This is a genomic window from Brevundimonas sp. (genome assembly GCF_013912005.1).
Lineage (GTDB): Bacteria > Pseudomonadota > Alphaproteobacteria > Caulobacterales > Caulobacteraceae > Brevundimonas.
The window spans coordinates 26,227-42,930 of sequence record NZ_JACESB010000001.1 but is presented as its reverse complement, the minus strand read 5'-3'; the positions used below and the strand labels follow the sequence as shown (position 1 = coordinate 42,930).

23 protein-coding genes are annotated in these 16,704 nt (G+C 67.6%); 16 read left to right on the top strand and 7 right to left on the bottom strand.

Annotated elements, in window-relative coordinates; all coding sequences use genetic code 11:
• Positions 1-46 precede the first annotated feature (46 nt).
• On the bottom strand, positions 47-424 hold the full coding sequence (locus H2038_RS00255) for a cytochrome c (protein ID WP_292108447.1): 378 nt from the start codon (positions 422-424) through the stop codon (positions 47-49).
• A 107-nt stretch (positions 425-531) separates the two neighbouring features.
• Here H2038_RS00255 and H2038_RS00250 point away from each other — a divergent pair, with 107 nt between their 5' ends.
• Positions 532-1,362 carry a universal stress protein gene (locus tag H2038_RS00250; protein WP_292108446.1) on the top strand — a complete coding sequence of 277 codons (831 nt, stop codon included), beginning with the start codon at positions 532-534 and terminating at the stop codon, positions 1,360-1,362.
• 12 nt (positions 1,363-1,374) lie between these two features.
• Entirely contained in the window at positions 1,375-1,965 is a 591-nt protein-coding gene (locus H2038_RS00245) for an NAD(P)H-dependent oxidoreductase (RefSeq protein ID WP_292108445.1), read from the top strand.
• 559 nt (positions 1,966-2,524) lie between these two features.
• On the opposite strand, the gene H2038_RS00240 is transcribed toward H2038_RS00245, so the two are convergent.
• Complete coding sequence (locus H2038_RS00240) at positions 2,525-3,289, bottom strand: glutaredoxin family protein (RefSeq protein ID WP_055808283.1); 765 nt, start codon at positions 3,287-3,289, stop codon at positions 2,525-2,527.
• A gap of 68 nt (positions 3,290-3,357) precedes the next feature.
• Here H2038_RS00240 and H2038_RS00235 point away from each other — a divergent pair, with 68 nt between their 5' ends.
• The 5 genes from H2038_RS00235 to copD all read left to right on the top strand — a co-directional run bounded on the left by H2038_RS00235 (position 3,358) and on the right by copD (position 6,386).
• Positions 3,358-3,771, top strand: a complete 414-nt coding sequence (locus tag H2038_RS00235; protein ID WP_054765702.1) for a MerR family DNA-binding protein — start codon at positions 3,358-3,360, stop codon at positions 3,769-3,771.
• Between the two features lie 146 nt (positions 3,772-3,917).
• Positions 3,918-4,361, top strand: coding sequence for a DUF305 domain-containing protein (locus tag H2038_RS00230; protein ID WP_082382688.1), 444 nt, complete (start codon positions 3,918-3,920; stop codon positions 4,359-4,361).
• Between the two features lie 96 nt (positions 4,362-4,457).
• Positions 4,458-4,904 carry a DUF305 domain-containing protein gene (locus H2038_RS00225; protein ID WP_292108444.1) on the top strand — a complete coding sequence of 149 codons (447 nt, stop codon included), beginning with the start codon at positions 4,458-4,460 and terminating at the stop codon, positions 4,902-4,904.
• Between the two features lie 200 nt (positions 4,905-5,104).
• Positions 5,105-5,467, top strand: coding sequence for a copper homeostasis periplasmic binding protein CopC (gene copC / locus H2038_RS00220; RefSeq protein ID WP_017505543.1), 363 nt, complete (start codon positions 5,105-5,107; stop codon positions 5,465-5,467).
• A 4-nt stretch (positions 5,468-5,471) separates the two neighbouring features.
• Complete coding sequence (gene copD / locus H2038_RS00215) at positions 5,472-6,386, top strand: copper homeostasis membrane protein CopD (protein WP_066629157.1); 915 nt, start codon at positions 5,472-5,474, stop codon at positions 6,384-6,386.
• 175 nt (positions 6,387-6,561) lie between these two features.
• Here copD and H2038_RS00210 read toward each other — a convergent pair whose 3' ends face one another.
• From H2038_RS00210 to H2038_RS00200, 3 genes are read right to left on the bottom strand one after another with little or no spacing between them, the layout of a single operon-like run.
• Positions 6,562-7,053 carry a nuclear transport factor 2 family protein gene (locus H2038_RS00210; protein WP_017505545.1) on the bottom strand — a complete coding sequence of 164 codons (492 nt, stop codon included), beginning with the start codon at positions 7,051-7,053 and terminating at the stop codon, positions 6,562-6,564.
• Positions 7,054-7,093: 40 nt separating this feature from the next.
• Positions 7,094-7,570, bottom strand: a complete 477-nt coding sequence (locus H2038_RS00205; protein WP_066629153.1) for a DUF411 domain-containing protein — start codon at positions 7,568-7,570, stop codon at positions 7,094-7,096.
• On the bottom strand, positions 7,567-8,718 hold the full coding sequence (locus H2038_RS00200) for an acyltransferase (protein ID WP_292108443.1): 1,152 nt from the start codon (positions 8,716-8,718) through the stop codon (positions 7,567-7,569). Before H2038_RS00200 ends, H2038_RS00205 begins: the two co-directional genes overlap by 4 nt.
• A 129-nt stretch (positions 8,719-8,847) precedes the next feature.
• Between H2038_RS00200 and H2038_RS00195 the strand changes: the two genes are divergently transcribed.
• The 7 genes from H2038_RS00195 (at position 8,848) to H2038_RS00165 (ending at position 13,908) form a co-directional block, all read left to right on the top strand.
• Positions 8,848-9,129, top strand: coding sequence for a hypothetical protein (locus tag H2038_RS00195; protein ID WP_017505548.1), 282 nt, complete (start codon positions 8,848-8,850; stop codon positions 9,127-9,129).
• Complete coding sequence (locus H2038_RS00190) at positions 9,126-9,566, top strand: periplasmic heavy metal sensor (RefSeq protein WP_017505549.1); 441 nt, start codon at positions 9,126-9,128, stop codon at positions 9,564-9,566. Before H2038_RS00195 ends, H2038_RS00190 begins: the two co-directional genes overlap by 4 nt.
• A 9-nt stretch (positions 9,567-9,575) precedes the next feature.
• Entirely contained in the window at positions 9,576-10,139 is a 564-nt protein-coding gene (locus H2038_RS00185; RefSeq protein WP_017505550.1) for a sigma-70 family RNA polymerase sigma factor, read from the top strand.
• A 132-nt stretch (positions 10,140-10,271) separates the two neighbouring features.
• Positions 10,272-12,077 (top strand): copper resistance system multicopper oxidase, encoded by a 1,806-nt coding sequence (locus H2038_RS00180; RefSeq protein WP_292108744.1) that lies wholly within the window; start codon positions 10,272-10,274, stop codon positions 12,075-12,077.
• Positions 12,074-13,270, top strand: a complete 1,197-nt coding sequence (locus tag H2038_RS00175; RefSeq protein WP_292108442.1) for a copper resistance protein B — start codon at positions 12,074-12,076, stop codon at positions 13,268-13,270. Before H2038_RS00180 ends, H2038_RS00175 begins: the two co-directional genes overlap by 4 nt.
• 16 nt (positions 13,271-13,286) lie before the next feature.
• Positions 13,287-13,670 carry a copper resistance CopC family protein gene (locus H2038_RS00170; protein WP_055808256.1) on the top strand — a complete coding sequence of 128 codons (384 nt, stop codon included), beginning with the start codon at positions 13,287-13,289 and terminating at the stop codon, positions 13,668-13,670.
• A gap of 10 nt (positions 13,671-13,680) precedes the next feature.
• The gene (locus H2038_RS00165; RefSeq protein ID WP_112862319.1) at positions 13,681-13,908 is read left to right on the top strand and encodes an ammonium transporter family protein; all 228 of its coding nucleotides are present in this window, start codon (positions 13,681-13,683) and stop codon (positions 13,906-13,908) included.
• 67 nt (positions 13,909-13,975) lie between these two features.
• On the opposite strand, the gene H2038_RS00160 is transcribed toward H2038_RS00165, so the two are convergent.
• Together H2038_RS00160 and H2038_RS00155 are read right to left on the bottom strand one after the other, a co-directional pair.
• On the bottom strand, positions 13,976-14,275 hold the full coding sequence (locus H2038_RS00160) for a toxin-antitoxin system, antitoxin component (protein WP_112862320.1): 300 nt from the start codon (positions 14,273-14,275) through the stop codon (positions 13,976-13,978).
• Positions 14,276-14,469: 194 nt separating this feature from the next.
• Positions 14,470-14,712, bottom strand: coding sequence for a helix-turn-helix transcriptional regulator (locus tag H2038_RS00155; protein ID WP_082503529.1), 243 nt, complete (start codon positions 14,710-14,712; stop codon positions 14,470-14,472).
• A gap of 480 nt (positions 14,713-15,192) precedes the next feature.
• Between H2038_RS00155 and H2038_RS00150 the strand changes: the two genes are divergently transcribed.
• Positions 15,193-15,678: an RNA polymerase sigma factor gene (locus H2038_RS00150; RefSeq protein WP_292108441.1), complete on the top strand. Its 486-nt coding sequence runs from the start codon at positions 15,193-15,195 to the stop codon at positions 15,676-15,678.
• A 10-nt stretch (positions 15,679-15,688) separates the two neighbouring features.
• Positions 15,689-16,696 carry a FecR domain-containing protein gene (locus H2038_RS00145; protein WP_292108440.1) on the top strand — a complete coding sequence of 336 codons (1,008 nt, stop codon included), beginning with the start codon at positions 15,689-15,691 and terminating at the stop codon, positions 16,694-16,696.
• Positions 16,697-16,704: the final 8 nt, after the last annotated feature.

Here is a 16,704-nt window from a genome sequence, read left to right as displayed (position 1 = left end):
TGCCGCCGGGCGCGCGGACCGTCCTTGATCCGGATCAAGCCGGCCTTCAGGCGGGCGGGGCGGTCTCCTGCGCCTGCACGCGCTCCAGCCAGGCGACGAGGTCGTCGATCTCCCCCGCCCGGAAGACGAAGCGCGGCATGGCGGGGTGGGTGGTCACCAGTCCCTCCTCCAGCGCCTGCTCCAGCCGGTCCAGCGGATAGCGGTGAACCAGCTCCCGGAAGGGGGTCGCCGCCGGCAGGGGACTGGCGCCGGACGGTCCCACCGCATGGCAGCGGGCGCAGGTGGTCGTCGCCAGCCGCTCGCCGCGCAGCGCCGCCGCCTCCCCGGGACCGGCGGCCGCGACCGGCGCGACGGCGTCGGGTCGCCCGCCGCAGGCGGCGCAGGCGAGGGCCAGAAGGGCGATGACGGGAAGGCCTCTGAACATGGGATGTCTCGCTCGATTCACGCTGACGGGTCCGGCCGCGCCGATCCTTGATCCTGATCAAGGCGCGAGCTTCCGGGGGACGGTTTGGTTGCATCAGGAGACGCACCATGACCTACAGAAGCCTGCTTGTCGCCGTGGACGAAGGTCCCGCCAGCAACAGCCGCGTCGAGCTCGCCTGCGACCTCGCCGCCGCCTTCGACGCCCACCTCACCGGTCTCGGGGCCGAGGCCGTGTCCCCGCCGCTGTACGATCCGCTGGCCGGCGGGGCGATGGTCGGGGAGCTGATGACCCTCTACCACGACATGGCCCGGGCCGACGTGGAGCGGGCCCGCAAGGGCTTCCTCGACATCGTCGCGCGGCGCGAGGTGCGCGCCGACTGGCGCGGGCAGGTCGGCTACCCCGGCGAGCTGTGCATCCGCGCCAGCCGCGCCGCCGACCTCGTCGTGGTCGGGGCGCGCAACCCGCGGTCCCCCTACCACGCCCCTGACGCCGCCGACGTGCTGATGGGCTGCGGCCGTCCGGTCCTCGCCGCTCCGCCGGAGCGCCGCCGGGAGCCGCTCGGCGCCCCCGCCCTGGTCGCCTGGAAGGACTGCCGCGAGGCCCGGCTCGCCCTCGCCGGCGCCCTCCCCCTGCTCCAGCGCAGCGGGGCCGTAACCCTGTTCGCCATCCGCGCCGATGACGACCGCGAGGCGGCCGCCGCCGAACTCGACGAGGTGGCGCGGCACCTGGCCCGGCATGGCGTGGCGGCGGAACCCGTCGTCGCCGCGCCGGTCGACGCGCCGGCCGGCCAGCAGATCCTCGCCGAGGCCGAAGCGCGCGAGGCCGGGCTGATCGTGGCCGGAGGCTACGGCCACGCCCGCCTGCGCGAATGGGCGCTGGGCGGGGTGACCCGCGACCTGCTGGCCGAGAGCCCGGTCTGCCTCTGCCTGGCGCACTGACGGTCCAGGATCATGTCCGGCCCGATCCCCCGGCGCATCCTCGTCCTCGACGGCCATCCCGATCCGGACCCCGCGCGCTTCGGCCACGCCCTCGCCGACGCCTACGCCCGGGGCGCGCTCGACGCCGGGCACGAGGTCCGGCGACTGCAGCTCTCGGCGATGGACTTCCCCACCCTCGCCGGCCGGGCCGACTGGGAGGACGCCGCGCCCCCCGCCGGCGTGCGGGCGGTCCAGGACGACATCGCCTGGGCCGAACACCTTGTGCTGATCTATCCGCTGTGGCTCGGCGGCATGCCGGCCCGCCTCAAGGCGCTGCTGGAGCAGACCTTCCGCCCCGCCTTCGCCTTCGGCGGCAAGGCGGCGGCGCCCGGCGGCGGCCGTCTCAGGGGGCGGTCGGCGCGCATCATCGTGACCATGGGCATGCCCGCTCCGGTGTTCCGGATCTTCTACCTCGGCCACTCGCTGGCGGCCCTGAGGCGCAGCATCCTGGCCCTGGTCGGGTTCGGGCCGATCCGCGACACGGTGCTGGGCGGCATCGAGATCCGTCGCGACCGGGAGGCGATCCTGCGGCGCATGGAGAAGCTCGGCGCCCGGGCGCTCTGACGGCTCAGGCTTCCCGAAGTTTCCGCGCCGCCGCGACGTGGCGGTCGGCCCGGGCATGCAGCCGCGCCGACCGGAACGGATTGCGGGTCCGCATCGCCTCGTCGCGGCATCGGCCCGCCTCGGCGCGGTGCGCAGCCTCCTCCGGGTTCAGGGGAAAGCCCGGCGGAGGTCCCGGGCGCTGCGCGTCGGACATGACGTATGCCTCGCTGGCGGCCGGTCGCGGCCACCCTCGAGCGTCGGTCGGACCCGTGGCGGGAGCATCCCCGGAACTGGGCAGGCGACGGCGGAAATCCGTCCGCAGTCGGACCGCGGTCATTCCCACTCGATTGCTCTAAGCTGGATAAAATCATGAATCAGTTGGTTTTTTCGCGGCCCACCTACTTCAACACCGGCTCGCCGCCCGACCGTTCGGCTTGGTTCTGAAAACATTAGATAAATAGACCGATGTAAAAACCGCGTGATCGCGCAATCTTTCGAGACGTATTGACAATCTCAAACTCGAATTAACAATCGATTCTTGCGCGTTCACTTGCCTCCGCTAGACTAGCATGAACAGAACCTACATCGCCATCGCTGACGCCGGCAGAGCGTAGTGCATAACCAGCATCCAGATCGCCATGGCGATCATCATCAGGTTCTCGGTCAGGGATAGGAAGCCAAGCGGCACATTGCTGTCTCCACCGACGCAGGCGCATTTCAGTTCGCGCTTGTCGATGTAGACAGCCTTGAAGACCGAGGCCGCGCCAATGCCGCCGATGAACAGGGCCACCGGGACCGACAACCAGGTCAGGACGCCCGCGACCATCAACGCGCCTGCCCCGAACTCGGCGAACGGATAGACCTTGCCGTATGGCACCCACCGCTTGGCCAGCAGGTCGTAGTTCAGGAACATGGATGAGAAGCTCTCGATGTTCTGGAGCTTCAGCATGGCGAGGGCCATCATAGACAGGGCGATAAACCACTCCCCTGCCCGCACGGTGAACGGCGTGCCAAAAATCGTCAGGCTGAGCATCGTCGCCATCACGGCGGTGGTCAGGAAGACGACGAGGACCGGCGTGTAGGTGGTCGCCTTGGGATCGCGGACCTTGAGACCGAGATAGCGGCGCAGATCGTCGTGGCCGCCGACACGCTGGCCGTCGATGAAGACCTGAGGCGTCGTCTTGACGCCGTGCTCGGCCTTGAAGGCGTCGGTCTGCTCGCGGGTCGTGAGCCAGTGGTCCTCGACCTTGTAGCCCCGGCTCTTGAGAAGATGCCGGGCCTTGAGCCCCCACGGACAGGTGTGGTCGGGCATCACCATCCGATAGATGACAGCGGTCTTGGTCATTGCAGGCTCCTTGATCTTCAAATCCGAGCTACAGCTCTTAGGTTCCGTACCTAGATACGGAGTCAAGCATGAACGTTCGGACGATCGCAGGGTTGGCGCGAGACGGCGGCGTCGGGGTGGAGACTGTCCGCTTTTATCAGCGTCGCGGATTGCTTTCGACGCCTGACAAATGGTCGCGTGATGGCGCTGGCGCGGGCGTTCGACGCTATGGCGAGGAGGACGTGCGCCAGCTGAAGTTCATTCGCTCCGCACAGACGGCGGGCTTCACCCTCGAGCAGATCAAAGAGCTGTTGTCGCTCGACGCTGGCGAGGATCGCACGCGCGCCCGTGCGTTGGCCGCGGAGAGGCTGGAGGCGCTGGATCGAACCATCTCCGATCTTGAGGGGGCGAGAGCGGCGTTGCGCCGACTGGCGAGCGCTTGCGCGGCGAACGACAGCGGACCGTGTCCGATCATTTCGGCCTTTCAGGGTGAAAAGGTTTGAAATCTTGCCCTGTCTTGGCGAACGGGGTGCGAGGGCCGGCAGCCGTCCCGCCTGGGAAAAACCCGACTGCGTGGCCACGCAAGCGCGAGGACCGGAACGTCCCACAGCCAGAACTGTTCGTTGATCATCACTTTCGGAGAACGAAGATGTCGATCAAACTGAACGTTGGTCTGGCGACCGCCGCGCTATCCGTGCTCCTCACGGCGTGCAATCCTGCGGGACAGGCCGATAGAACCGCGACTGCCGACTCGGGGTCGGCGGCCGAACACAGCGTTCCGGCGGTCCAGCCGATGGCGGGGCCCGAGACGCCCTTTTCCACCTCTGAACAGCAGATGCATCAGGCCATGATGCAGGCGCACGGCGCAGACCCGCAGGAGACCTACGCCCTGAAGATGATCGAGCACCACCGGGGCGCCATCGCCATGTCGGAGGTTCTGATGCGCGAGAACCCGGACGCTGCGCTCCGCGAGATGGCCGAAAAGACGATTACGATGCAGCGCCAGGAGATCACGGCGCTGGAGCAGTGGGTCGCGCAACATCGGTCCGCCGCGGCAACCCCCGCTTCGGGTTCGGTCCAGCCCGGAGCCTGACGCGGGACGAATACGCGCGGGGACTGGTCTGCCCGTGCGTATTTGCTTTTGAACGGCGTCGATCGTCGGCGTCTGTCCGCCGGCGGGAGGTCACTCATGCACGAAAAGAGCTATCGCAACCTCGCGATTGAACTCATCGTCCACTTCATCATCATGTATTTGGTGATGTTCACGATGATCGCGACGCTCGATCACTTCAACTTCAATCTGAACAATCTCTACATGACGCTGATGATGGTCGCGCCAATGGCTGTCCTCATGCTGGTTCTGATGCGCGAGATGTATCCGAACAATCGGCTCAACCTGGCCATTGGGCTGGCCTCGGTGATCATCTTCGCGGGCAGCTTCTACGCCATGCGCACCCAGGCGGCGATCGGCGACAAGGAACTCATTCGAGGAATGATCCCCCACCACTCCGGCGCGATCCTGATGTGCGGCAAGGCCAAGCTGAGCGACCCGGAACTGGTCGCGCTGTGCGCAGAGATCGTCGATGCCCAGAAGCGCGAGATCCGACAGATGCAGGCGATTCAGGATCGGCTTTGACGGCTCTTCCGGCGGGACACGTCCGCCGGTCCCGCCAACTCGCCATTCCCGTTCGAGGTGGCCTCGCTCGCCGCCCCGAGTGTTGTCGTCGGTTTCACGGCGTGAGGTCGGCCAGCGTCGGCCGCCGTTGGCGAGGGGAAAGTCGATGCGACGCGTAGACTAGTCGAAGGCCGGACCGGCCACTCGTCAGGAGACACAGTATGCGTGCATTCAACCCCGTTCCCTATGTCGCCCTGGCGACTGCGGTCGTCCTCGCCGCTGGACCTGCGGCAGCTCACGCTCGTCTTGTCAGCGCCACGCCCGCGCCGAACGCCACAGTCGGTGCGACCCGCACGCTGACCTTGACCTTCAGCGAGCGCTCTGTGCCTGCGTTCTCCGGCTTCGACGTGGTCAACTCGGCCGGCGAGAAGCTCGCGGTCCGCACTTCGGTCGCTGAAGACGGCAAGACCCTGACCGGGACTCTGACGCGACCGCTGACTGCTGGCGACTATCGCGTCGACTGGCGCATCGCCTCGAGCGACGGTCACCGCATGACCGGCTCGTACACCTTCACGGTGCGCTGACGCCGTGCTCGAGATCGCGGTCGTCGCGCTCCGGTGGCTCCAGTACGCCGGAGCCGTCGTCCTTCTCGGGACGCCGTTGTTCCTGTTGTACACCTTCAGGCGCGGCGACGGCGTGGATCTCACCTGGTCGCGCGCGATCCTGATAGGGTCAGGTTTGGTCGTCGTCGCGAGCGCGCTCCTGGCGCTACTCGCACAGACAGCGGTCATGGCGGGCTCGCTGGCGGAAGCCATCAAGCCTGTGTCTCTGTCTTTCATGATCACCGGCACGGCCTTGGGGAAAGCCATGGTCGCGCGGGCCGCCCTCGCCCTCGCAGCCGTCGTCGCGGTCCTGGCCTTGAGACCGGGCAAGACGGCCTGGAGCATCTCGCTAGGCCTTGGGCTCTTCGTGGTCGCGAGCTTCGCTTGGACTGGACACGGCGCGGCGACAGAAGGCCCCGAGGGCCTGGTCCACCTCGCCTCCGACATGGTCCATTCCGTCGGGGCGGCCCTTTGGCTTGGTGCGCTTGTAGCGCTGACGATCCTGCTGCTTCGCCGCCCCGGGGTCGACGATGGGGCCCTCTACCGTGCCTTGCATGGATTCTCGGGCCTGGGCACGCTCGCCGTAGCCCTTCTTGTGGCCACGGGTCTCGCGAACAGCTGGTTCCTCGTCGGATCGGAGCGTTTCGTGAACCTTGGCGAAAGCCTCTATGGACAGCTTCTGATCGCCAAGCTGGCGCTCTTCGTGCTGATGCTGGGCCTGGCGGCGGACAACCGTTTCCGCCTGACACCCGCCCTGCGTCTGGAACTGGAGCACACAGGACAGTCAATCTCGGCGGTTCGACGGCTGCGGCGCAGTATCGTCACGGAGACGGCCCTCGGGCTCGTCGTCCTCGCCGTCGTCGCGCTTATGGGCACCCTCCCTCCGCCGGTCGCGACGTGATCCGACGATCTAGTGGCCCGCGGCGTGGAGCACCGCTGCGGTCGTGGCGCCATTCTCCGAGGTCGAGATGTTGTCACGTCCTCCCATCGGGCTTCCCGGATCCCGGCTTAAGCGGACAAATACGGTCTGAACGCCGCGCGCTTTCGCACTGAGGCGTTCAAACCGGAGAGGCGGATTACCGCGGAGCGCGCGACGACCAGTGAATGTGATGGATGCGCCAGCCGTCGGCGTGGCGCTTTAGCACCATGGTTTCCGTTGTCAGACGGTCCACGGCGCGTCCGTTGAACTGACCGGTGGTGCGGCCTTCGCTCGTGATCCACGCCACATCGCCGTCCGCCCAGCCCGATCTGCGGCTTACGACATTGTCCGACGCGGCCGCGAAGGCGGCGTCCGACGCAAGATGGTGAGAGGCGTATTCGTCGCGCGAGCGCTCCGCTCCGCCCTCTTCAAAGATCATGACGTCGGGGGCCAGAAGCAACAGGGCGGCAGATGTGTCACCGGCCTTGAGCGCGGCATGGAAGGCATCGACGGTCGTGGCCGCCTCCGTCGCTTCCGCGCTGATCGACCCCGCGGTCTGGGCATGGCCGTGAGAATGGTCCTGCGCGACAGCGGGCGTCACCGACAGGACGGCGAGAGAGAGGGCGAGAACGAGAGGTTTGGGGGACATGATGGGCTCCGGCTTATGAATCAGGTGAGACAAGGTCAGGTCAGGTGGGCGGGTTGTGACGGGCGAACACCTGCGTCGCGCCGGAGCGAAGCACCAGCAGCGTGTCGTAAGGGTCCTTGTGTCCCTGCGGCGTCTCCATGCCGGGCGAACCGAGGGGCATGGCCGGAACCGCGAGACCGAGCGCTGCCGGCCGCTCGGCAAGCAACCGTATGACGTCCCGTGCCGGAACATGGCCCTCTACGACATAACCATCAATCAACCCGGTGTGGCAGGAGGCCAGGCTGTCCGGAAGCCCCCGGCTGCTGCGGACGGATTGGAGGCTCGGCAGAACGGTGATGGTCGTGTTGAAGCCAGCCTCCCGCATGTGCGAGATCCAGGCGTCGCAGCACGCACAGGTTGGCGTCTTGAAGACCGTGAGGGTTCTCGACGCCTGGGTCTGGGCGCAGGCTGTTCCGGTCAGGGCGACGCTGACGGCGGCGCCTAAGAAAAGCCTTCGGTGGAGGTAGGCGGTCGTCAAAAGGGCTCTCCCTGATCGCTGTGAACGGTGCGTCTGGCGTCGGCATCCGGCATCCGACCGAAGGTGCGCCGCCTCAGCCACTGGCGGCTCGGTCGCTCGACCAGACCATAGATGGCGGCCGCCGCGGCGAGGGTCACCGCCAGCATCGCCGCCAGTTCCAGAAGCCCCATTCGATAGTCGCCCGGCCAGCCCCCGATGGCCTGGGCGGCATTGCGCCAGACCATCAGGATCGGAATATGGACGAGGTAGAGGGCGAACGAAGCCTCACCGGCGAAGATTGCGACCGGGTGCGACAGGAAGGTTCTGACACCCGCCTTGGCGAGCAGCGCCAAGGCGAGAACGAAGGGTCCCGACGCGGCGACGATAAGGCGATCATCGGCCCCGATCTGCATAGCGAGCAAGAGGAGCGCGGTGGCTCCGACGGCGCCGACGATCGCGACGCGCGGGGACGGCGCCCAGCGCGCTCCGAGATAGTAGAGGCCAATCCCGAGCAGGAACTCCGGAATGATGCGCAAGACGCCCATATTGTCTTCCGCCCGGGGCAGAACCGAGCCGAACCAATGCCGGTAGATCGCATCCAGCAGGATGAACAGGCTCGTCGCCGCGGCTACGAGCATCCATGGCCTGTGTCGAAACCGCAGGGCGACCGCAGCATAGGCTGGAAAAGCGAGATAGACGAACCATTCGGCTGACAGCGACCAGGCGGGCCCGTTCCACAGGACCATCCCGTCTCGCGGCAACCAGGCCTGAACCAAAAAGAGGGTGGCCAGAAAATCCGCAGGATTGAACCGCCCGGGCTCCAGGCCGATGCCCAACACCGGCGCGGCGAACACCAGCAACAGCATCGCCAACAGGATGAACAAATGCGCCGGGTATATGCGCGCGAACCGCGCCGCGATGAACCGCCTGTAGTTCACTGGCTGATCACCCTGCAGGTAAACGTGGGTGAGGATGAACCCAGACAGGATGAAGAAGATATCGACCCCGAGACGGGCCCGGTTTAACAGTCCGGCCGCACCTTCGGGCAGCGTCCATTGCAGCTGGTAGTGAAACAGCACCACGCCGAGCGCGAGGAAGAACCTCACCCCCGTCAGCGGATCGAGCCGATCCGGAAACGGACCCGCGGCCGGATCTGTCCTCTCGCTCACATCGCCTCCCCCGACACGAGCGGGTCCTCCCGGTCGTTCTCTGGTATCTACGCGGCGGACATCTCGTCCCCTCGTAAGGGGCCGGACGGTTTGGCGCGTATGGCAAAGGGGGCGTGATGCAGGTGCGCAATGACTGATGAGATCGAACGACTGATTGCGGCGGAAGGGCCAGACGATGCGGGGCGGCTGGACGGCCTGGAAGACGCTGTCTGGACACGGATCGCCGTGCGCCGGGAGGCGGCGTCAATGGGCCAGGTTCGGGTCGCCGCCGTAGGGCTGGCGCTCGTGCTCGGCGTGGCCAACGGTGGATTGCTCCTCGTGGCGTCGCCGCGGCCTGAGCCCTCTGAGTTGCGCATCTTCACCGTCTCGGCGGGCCTGTCGCCGCTCGGTCCACTGGATGCCCGGGGATGAGAGCGCGCTGGAAATCGATCGTCCTGACAGCCGTGCTGGCGGCGCTCGCCAGCGGCGCGGCGACCTGGGCGAGCGCAACCTGGGTCATGCGCGAGCGTCAGCCGCCGAGCCTGCATAGCGTCGTCCATGAGCAGTTGAACCTGAGCGCTGAACAGGATGGTCGTCTGGACGCGATCGAAGCGCGCTTCGCCGCGCGCCGCCCCGGGCTGGAGGCAGAAGTGCGAGCCGCCAACCGCGAGCTCGCCGCCGCCATCGCTGCAAGCGATGGGAACACGCCCCAGGTGCAGGCGGCGGTGGATCACTTCCACGTGGCCATGGGCGATCTGCAGAAGGCGACCATCGCCCACGTCTTCGAGATGCGGTCGGTGCTCACCCCGGCGCAGGCCGAGGTCTTCGACGCCGCCGTGGTGGACGCCCTGCGTGCCGACGCCGGCTAGGCGCGGCGCGTGAAGGACGGCGACAGCATTGAAGCCCGCGCGGCTGGCGGCGACGCCGGCGCGTTCGGCGCCTTGATGGCGGCGACCAAGGGCGATCTCTACAGGTTCGTGCGCCGCTATGTCGGCGACGAAGCGGAAGCGCACGACCTGCTCCAGGAAACTTACACCGCCGCATGGCTCGCCCTGCGAAGGTACGATCCGGCTCGCCCCTTCGAGGTCTGGCTCCGCTCGATCGCCCTGAACAAATGCAGGGACTGGAGCCGTCGGCGTGCGGTGCGTCGGGTGGTGCGCGGCGTCATGGGCCTCGACGCCCCCGAAGCGTCAGCGGTCCGGATGGAAACGCCATCTCCCGAAGCCCGACTGGACGATCGCCGTCGCGCCGAGGCGCTGCGCAGCGCGCTGACCCGCCTGCCTGACGGCCTCAAGGCCCCTCTCCTGCTCGCTACGCTCGAAGGTCGCTCGCACGGCGAAATCGCGGCGATCCTGGGCGTCACGACCAAGGCCGTGGAGACGCGGATCGCCCGCGCCCGCAAGCGACTTGCCGAGGACATGGCCGTTCCGGGAGGTGCTTGATGTCATCGGCCCGCCCGATGGCGAAGGGCGTTTCTTTTCGCGGTGTGGCGACCTGACGCAAGGGCGTTGTCGCCGACGTGCGTATGTCAACCAGAAGCCAACACGCGTCCGAGGAACCCCACGCTTATGCCCATGCCAAGTTTCGATCGCCGAATGCTTCTCAGGGGCGCCGCCGTTGGCGGCGGGCTGCTTGGCCTGCAGGGACTTCTGCCGGCCTGGGCGCAGACCGGTACGGCGGGCTCGAGAACGGCCCTGCCGACGTTGAGCGGGCCCAACATCGACCTGACGGTCGGCCACTCGCCCTTCACGGTCGGGGGGCGGACCGGCCATGCCGTGACGATCAACGGAGTGCTCCCGGCGCCCTTGCTGCGCCTGCGCGAGGGACAGAACGTGCGACTCTCCGTGACCAACGGGCTGGATGAGGACACTTCGATCCATTGGCACGGCCTATTGCTGCCGTTCCAGATGGACGGCGTCCCGGGCATCAGCTTCCCGGGCATCAAGCCGCGGGAAACCTTCGTCTATGAGTTCCCGATCAAGCAGTCAGGCACCTTCTGGTACCACAGCCACTCGAATCTTCAGGAGGCGATGGGCCACTACGGTCCGATCGTCATCGACCCGGCAGGCGCCGATCCCGTCGCCTACGACCGCGAGCATGTGCTGGTCCTGTCGGACTGGAGCTTTATGCACCCACACGAAATCCTGGAGAAGCTGAAGAAGAGCCCGGGCTACTTCAACCGGCAGCGCACCACGCTCGCCGGTCTGATCAACGGCAGCGACCGCATGAGCCTGGAGGAGCGGCGCATGTGGGGTGAGATGCGGATGGACCCGCGCGACATCCTCGACGTCAGCGGCTCGACCTATACCTATTTGATCAACGGCCACGGGCCGCAGGAGAACTGGACCGGCCTTTTCAGCCCCGGCGAGCGCGTGCGGCTGCGCATCATCAACGCCTCGGCCATGTCGATCTTCAACGTCCGCATCCCCGGCTTGCCGATGACCGTGGTGCAGGCCGACGGCGAGAACGTCCGCCCGGTCGAGACCGACGAGTTCCAGATCTCGGTCGCCGAAACCTACGACGTCATCGTCCGGCCGACTGAAGACCGGGCCTACACCATCGTCTCGGAGGCGATCGATCGCTCGGGGATGGGCCGCGCCACCCTTGCGCCGCGCCTGGGCATGACCGCCGAGGTTCCGCCGCTGCGCGAGGTCCCGAACCTGACCATGCGAGACATGGGCATGGGCGGAATGGATCACGGCTCAATGGGCGGCATGTCCGGAATGGACCACGGCACGATGGCCGGCATGGACCACGGCGCCCCAGCCCAAGGCGCGGCGCCGGCGGGCGAGATGGGCGGAATGTCCATGTCAGGCATGAACATGCGAGATCCCGAGAACGCCCCGCCGGACATGGCGGTCGGCGTGGGCGTCGACGCGATAGCCATGGCCCCCGCCAACCGCCTCGGCGAGCGGCCGATCGGCCTGACCAACGTCGATCACCGCGTTCTCGTCTACACCGACCTGGTGTCGCTGCAGCCGAACAAGGACCAACGCCCGCCGTCGCGGACCATGGAAATACACCTGACCGGCAATATGGAGCGGTTCATGTGGGGCTTCGACGGGCGGAAGTTCAGTGAACTGGTCGAACCCATCCGTTTCGAGCGGAATGAGCGGGTGCGCGTGACCCTGGTGAACGACACCATGATGGCCCACCCCATCCACCTGCACGGCCACTTCTTCGAACTGGTGACCGGCGGTCCCCCGGGGCATCAGCCGCTGAAGCACACGGTAAACGTCGCGCCCGGGGGCAAGGTGACCTTCGACCTGACCGCCGACGCGCCCGGCGACTGGGCCTTCCACTGCCACATGCTGATGCACATGCACGCCGGCATGTTCAATGTCGTGACGGTCCGGCCCATGGACGGAGCCGCGTCATGAACCGCTTCGCCGTCGCCCTCGCTCCGCTGATCCTCGCCGCCAGCGCCTTTAGCGCCCAGGCGCAGGACCCACACGCGGGCCATGTCATGCCGGCGACCCCGGCGCCGCGACCCGCGCCTGAACCGGTCGTCCGGCCTCAGACGCCCCCTCCCTCGCCCGCTCAGGACCCGCATGCCGGTCATGTCATGCAGCCCGCGCCAACGCCGCCGGCGCCGGACCCTCATGCCGGTCATCCGATGCCGGCTGATCCCCAGAGCGTCGATCCGCACGCGGGTCACGACATGTCGACCATGGCGCCAACGACGCAGCCCGATCCGCACGCGGGCCACGACATGTCCGCCATGCCCTCCGCTCAAGCCGATCCCCATGCCGGTCACGACATGTCGACCATGAGCAAGGGGCCGCCGGACGTGCCGACCAGCGCCGACAATCCCGGCCGACCTCCGGAGGATCCGCTCCCCGCCGCCGCCCTCAGCGGTCCCGCGCACGCCGCCGATCTGGTTTTCGGCGCCGAGGCGATGGCCGCCGCCCGTGAGACCCTGGTTCGCGAAAACGGGGACGTCCGCACCACGGCCGTCATCATCGACCGTCTGGAAGCCGGCTTCGGCGATGACGGCGAGTCGTATCTCTGGGACGTCCAGGGCTGGAGCGGCGGAGACATCAATCGCTTCTGGTGGAAGTCCGAAGGCGAAGGCGACTTTGGCGGCGAGCTGGGGCAGGCCGAGGTCCAGGCGCTGTACAGCCGCGCGATCTCGCCGTTCTGGGATATGCAGGCCGGCGTGCGCCAGGATTTCCGGCCCGACGGCGAGGATACGACGCACCTTGTTCTCGGCCTGCAGGGCCTCGCGCCCTACTGGTGGGAGATCGACGCGGCCGCCTTCCTCTCCACCGAAGGCGACCTGACCGCCCGCGTCGAGGCCGAATACGACCAGCGCATCACCCAGCGCCTGATCCTCCAGCCGCGCCTCGAAATCGACGCTTCGGCGAGCGACATTCCGGAGCTGGAGATCGGCTCCGGCTTGTCGTCGATCGAGGCGGGCCTGCGTCTGCGCTACGAGTTCCGCAAGGAGTTCGCCCCCTATGTCGGCGTTGAGTGGAGCCGAGCGCTCGGCGACACCGCCGACTACATCGAAGCCCGAGGCGGTGAGGCTGATGACACCCGCTTCGTCGTCGGCCTCAAGGCCTGGTTCTGACCGAAGGAGACCCCCCATGATCCGCACTCTCGTCCTCACGGCCGCCCTGGCCTTCGCCGGCGCCGCCGCCGCTCAGGATCCTCACGCCGGGCACACGATGCCGGCGCAGGCCGCTGCGCCGCAATCGGGCGTCACCACGGTTCCGGCGAACGGGGCGATGACCCATGGGTCGCCCGAACGCTTCAGCGTCACCTTCCCCCACGCGATGGTCCTGAAGACAGTGACCCTGACCGCCGAGGGACAGGCCCCGGTGGTCGTGAACGCCCCCGCCGCGCCGGCCGCCGCGACCGTCAGCGTGGCTCTTCCCCGGCTCGCCGCGGGAACCTACACGGCCGCCTGGACCGCTGAAGGTCCGGACGGCCACAAGATGTCCGGCTCTGTCAGCTTCATGGTTCACTAGGAGAACGACGATGCGAGTTTCCAACCTGCTGGCCGCCGCCGGCGCGATCCTGGCCCTGAGCGCTGGAGCGGCCCTGGCCGCCGAAGGCTGCGACTGTTGCAAGGACATGGCCGCTGACGCCGCCATGAGCTGCTGCGACAAGATGAAGTCTGACGCTTCGCCGCCCGCCGAACCCGCGCCGCCCGCGCCGGCGCCCTCGGATGCTCCGGCTCCCCAAGGTCACGCCGACCATAACTGACCGGCCGATTTGAACCGCTCCGGCAGGCGCTCCGACTGATCGGAGGTCTGCCCGGAGCGGACAGGCGTCAACTCTCGGTCTTCGCCGCGCTGAGCCGCGCCTCGCTCCCTGGGGCGCCGCCTGCCGCAATCCGGATGAAACGGACGGTCTCGGCCCGCGTCCGCGGTTCAGCGACGAAACCCGCCTCGGCGAAGGCGAGATGCTGGGGCATCGGCGCCCTCGCCGTATCCACGCGCCACCAAACCTCCAGCGACGCCGCCTTGGGCAAAATGCCCCCGACGATCCGCTCGATGTCCCGAAAGGACAGGTCCACCTCGGCGCTCTTCTGACGTCGGAGAAAGGCTGCGAGCGGCGCGTATTTAGCCATCTGGGTGTCTTGCTCCACTGCTGCCGGGGGTCAAGCCCGGCTGGCGCGCTTGGGCTGGCCGATCTAGACTCGCCGGCGGCGGGTTCCGGGAACGATAGGCGCCGATCAAGAGCCAGGGGACGTGCAAACGTCGGCGGCGATCGGCGGCGAAACGCCGGGCTTCATCACAGAAGTTCCTGGCCCGCCCCCTCCCCTCATCCCGGGTCGATCAGACCTTGCCGGACCGCCGAGGCGACCGCTTCGATCCGGGTCCGGACCCGGAGTTTGGAGCAGGCCTTCTCAAGATAGCTGTCCACGGTGCGGGGCGACAGCGACAGAATGATTCCGATGTCGGAAGAGCTTTTCCCGCGACAGACCCATTGCAGACATTCCTGTTCGCGCGGGCTCAGGGTGACCGCGTGCGATCCACGGCCCGGATCTTCGGATACAGCTTCCATATTACACCACCGGTTGTCCGACTCCCTCCGTACACGGCGGGTTCGCGCCCGGGCAACGTCGATGAATTGCGGGTCGCCCGCAGGATTCTTGCGGGACGGAAGCCTCCCCGCCGGTTGAACCGCAGACAGGTCGCGACTACAGCGGGGCCGTCGGGCGCCGCGAGATAGGCGCACAGCCGGAGCCGGGGTTCGTCGCTGACGGAGGCGGCGCTGCGCGCTGAAGTAACGGGCCTCGTTCGCAGAGGATTCCAACGCCCGACCCCTCCCGCTTGCGTCGGGATTCCGTTTGATTCATGCTCGCCAGGCCGACCTAAGCGTCGGCAGGGGCTTGGAATCCCCTGTGCGATATCTTCTTCGACGACCCACGCGCGGCGTGGCTGTCGCTGACCGGATCACCGTGTCAGGCGTGTGAGCGCCTGCGCCCGGCTGTCCGTTCGCGCCCCGGATTCCAGCCGTCTGAATTGCGGTCGGAGAGGCAGGGTGAGCGAAGCGAAGCCATTGCAAGCGGAGGTCGGCGGCGGCCTGGACGGCCTGTACCGCCGCTACGCTGCGTGGTTGAACCGTCGCCTCCGGGCTCGGATCGGTCCGGACGATGCGGCCGACGTCGTGCAGGAAACCTATATCCGCATCGCGCCCTTCGCCGACGGCGGGATCGCCCATCCCCGCGCCTTCCTGCTCCGGGTCGCCCTCAATCTGGTGCGCGATGACGCCAAACATAGGCGCCGTCGGCCAAGCGACGCCGACCTCCAATCCCCCGAATCCGAAGGCGCGCCCCAGTTCGATCAGGTTCTGCTCGCCCAGATCATACGATCCATGCCGCAACTCTACCGCGACGTCTTCGTCTTGAGCCGCTTTGACGGTATGACGTATCCCGAGATCGCCAAGGAGCTTGAGATCAGCGTCAAGACGGTGGAGTGGCGGATGGCCAAGGCGCTCGACTACTGCGCGCTGCGGCTGGACCTTTAGGCGAAGACTGATGACGACCGAGGCTGACGCCGACATCAGACGCAAGGAGACCGCCGACTGGTTAGCGCGGCTCAACCAACGCAAGGTCACCACGGCGGACGTGAAGGCCTTCAGCGCCTGGCGACGGGACCCCAAGAACGCCGAAAGTTTCGACCGCATGCAGGCGATGTGGGACGCGAGTCGCACCCTGGCCGACCAACCCGAGATGGCCGCGCTTTCGGCGGACGCCCGGACCCGCGCCGCCTCCCGCCGCAGGGCCCGCCCCCGCCTGCTCGGTGTTCTCGCCCCCGTCGGCGCCGTCGGCGCCGCGATCGCGGCCCTGTCCGTGGGCTGGTGGTTGTGGTCAGCGCAGCAGCCGACCCCCTATCTCACCCAGGTCGGCGAACGCCGCGTCGTTCAACTGGCCGACGGCTCGACGATCACGCTCGACACGGACTCCAGGATCGACGTTCGCCTGACCGGGGGCCGCCGGCTGGTCACCCTCGTCACGGGCCAGGCCCGGTTCGATGTTGAGGGCGACCCGGACCGGCCGTTCGTCGTCAAGGCCGGCGACACCGAGGTTACGGCCTTGGGCACGAGCTTCGACGTCCGGCGCTTCGGGACGGGCGCACGCGTGGTGCTTGTCGAGGGCCGGGTCGATGTGCGCGAGGGACGACAGGCGGACCGGCGCTGGTCGATGCAGCCGGGACAGCAGCTGGTGACGTCCGTCCCCCGACCCCGGGTGGTCACGACCGATCTACCCGCGGCGACCAGCTGGGCGGCGGGCCGACTGACCTTCCACGAAACGCCGATCGGCGTCGCCGTGGCTGAGGTCAACCGCTACACCCGTCATCCGATCGAACTGCGCGCCGGGGACATTTCCTCCATCCGGGTGAGCGGGGTGTTCGACGCCGGCGACGTCGAGGGTTTCGTGGCGGCGCTGCGCGACCTCTATCCGCTCACCGCCGAACGGGCCGAGGACGGTCATGTGGTGCTTTCGGGCGCATCGAAAAATAATCTGACCCCGGACTTAGGGTAAGGCCCGCG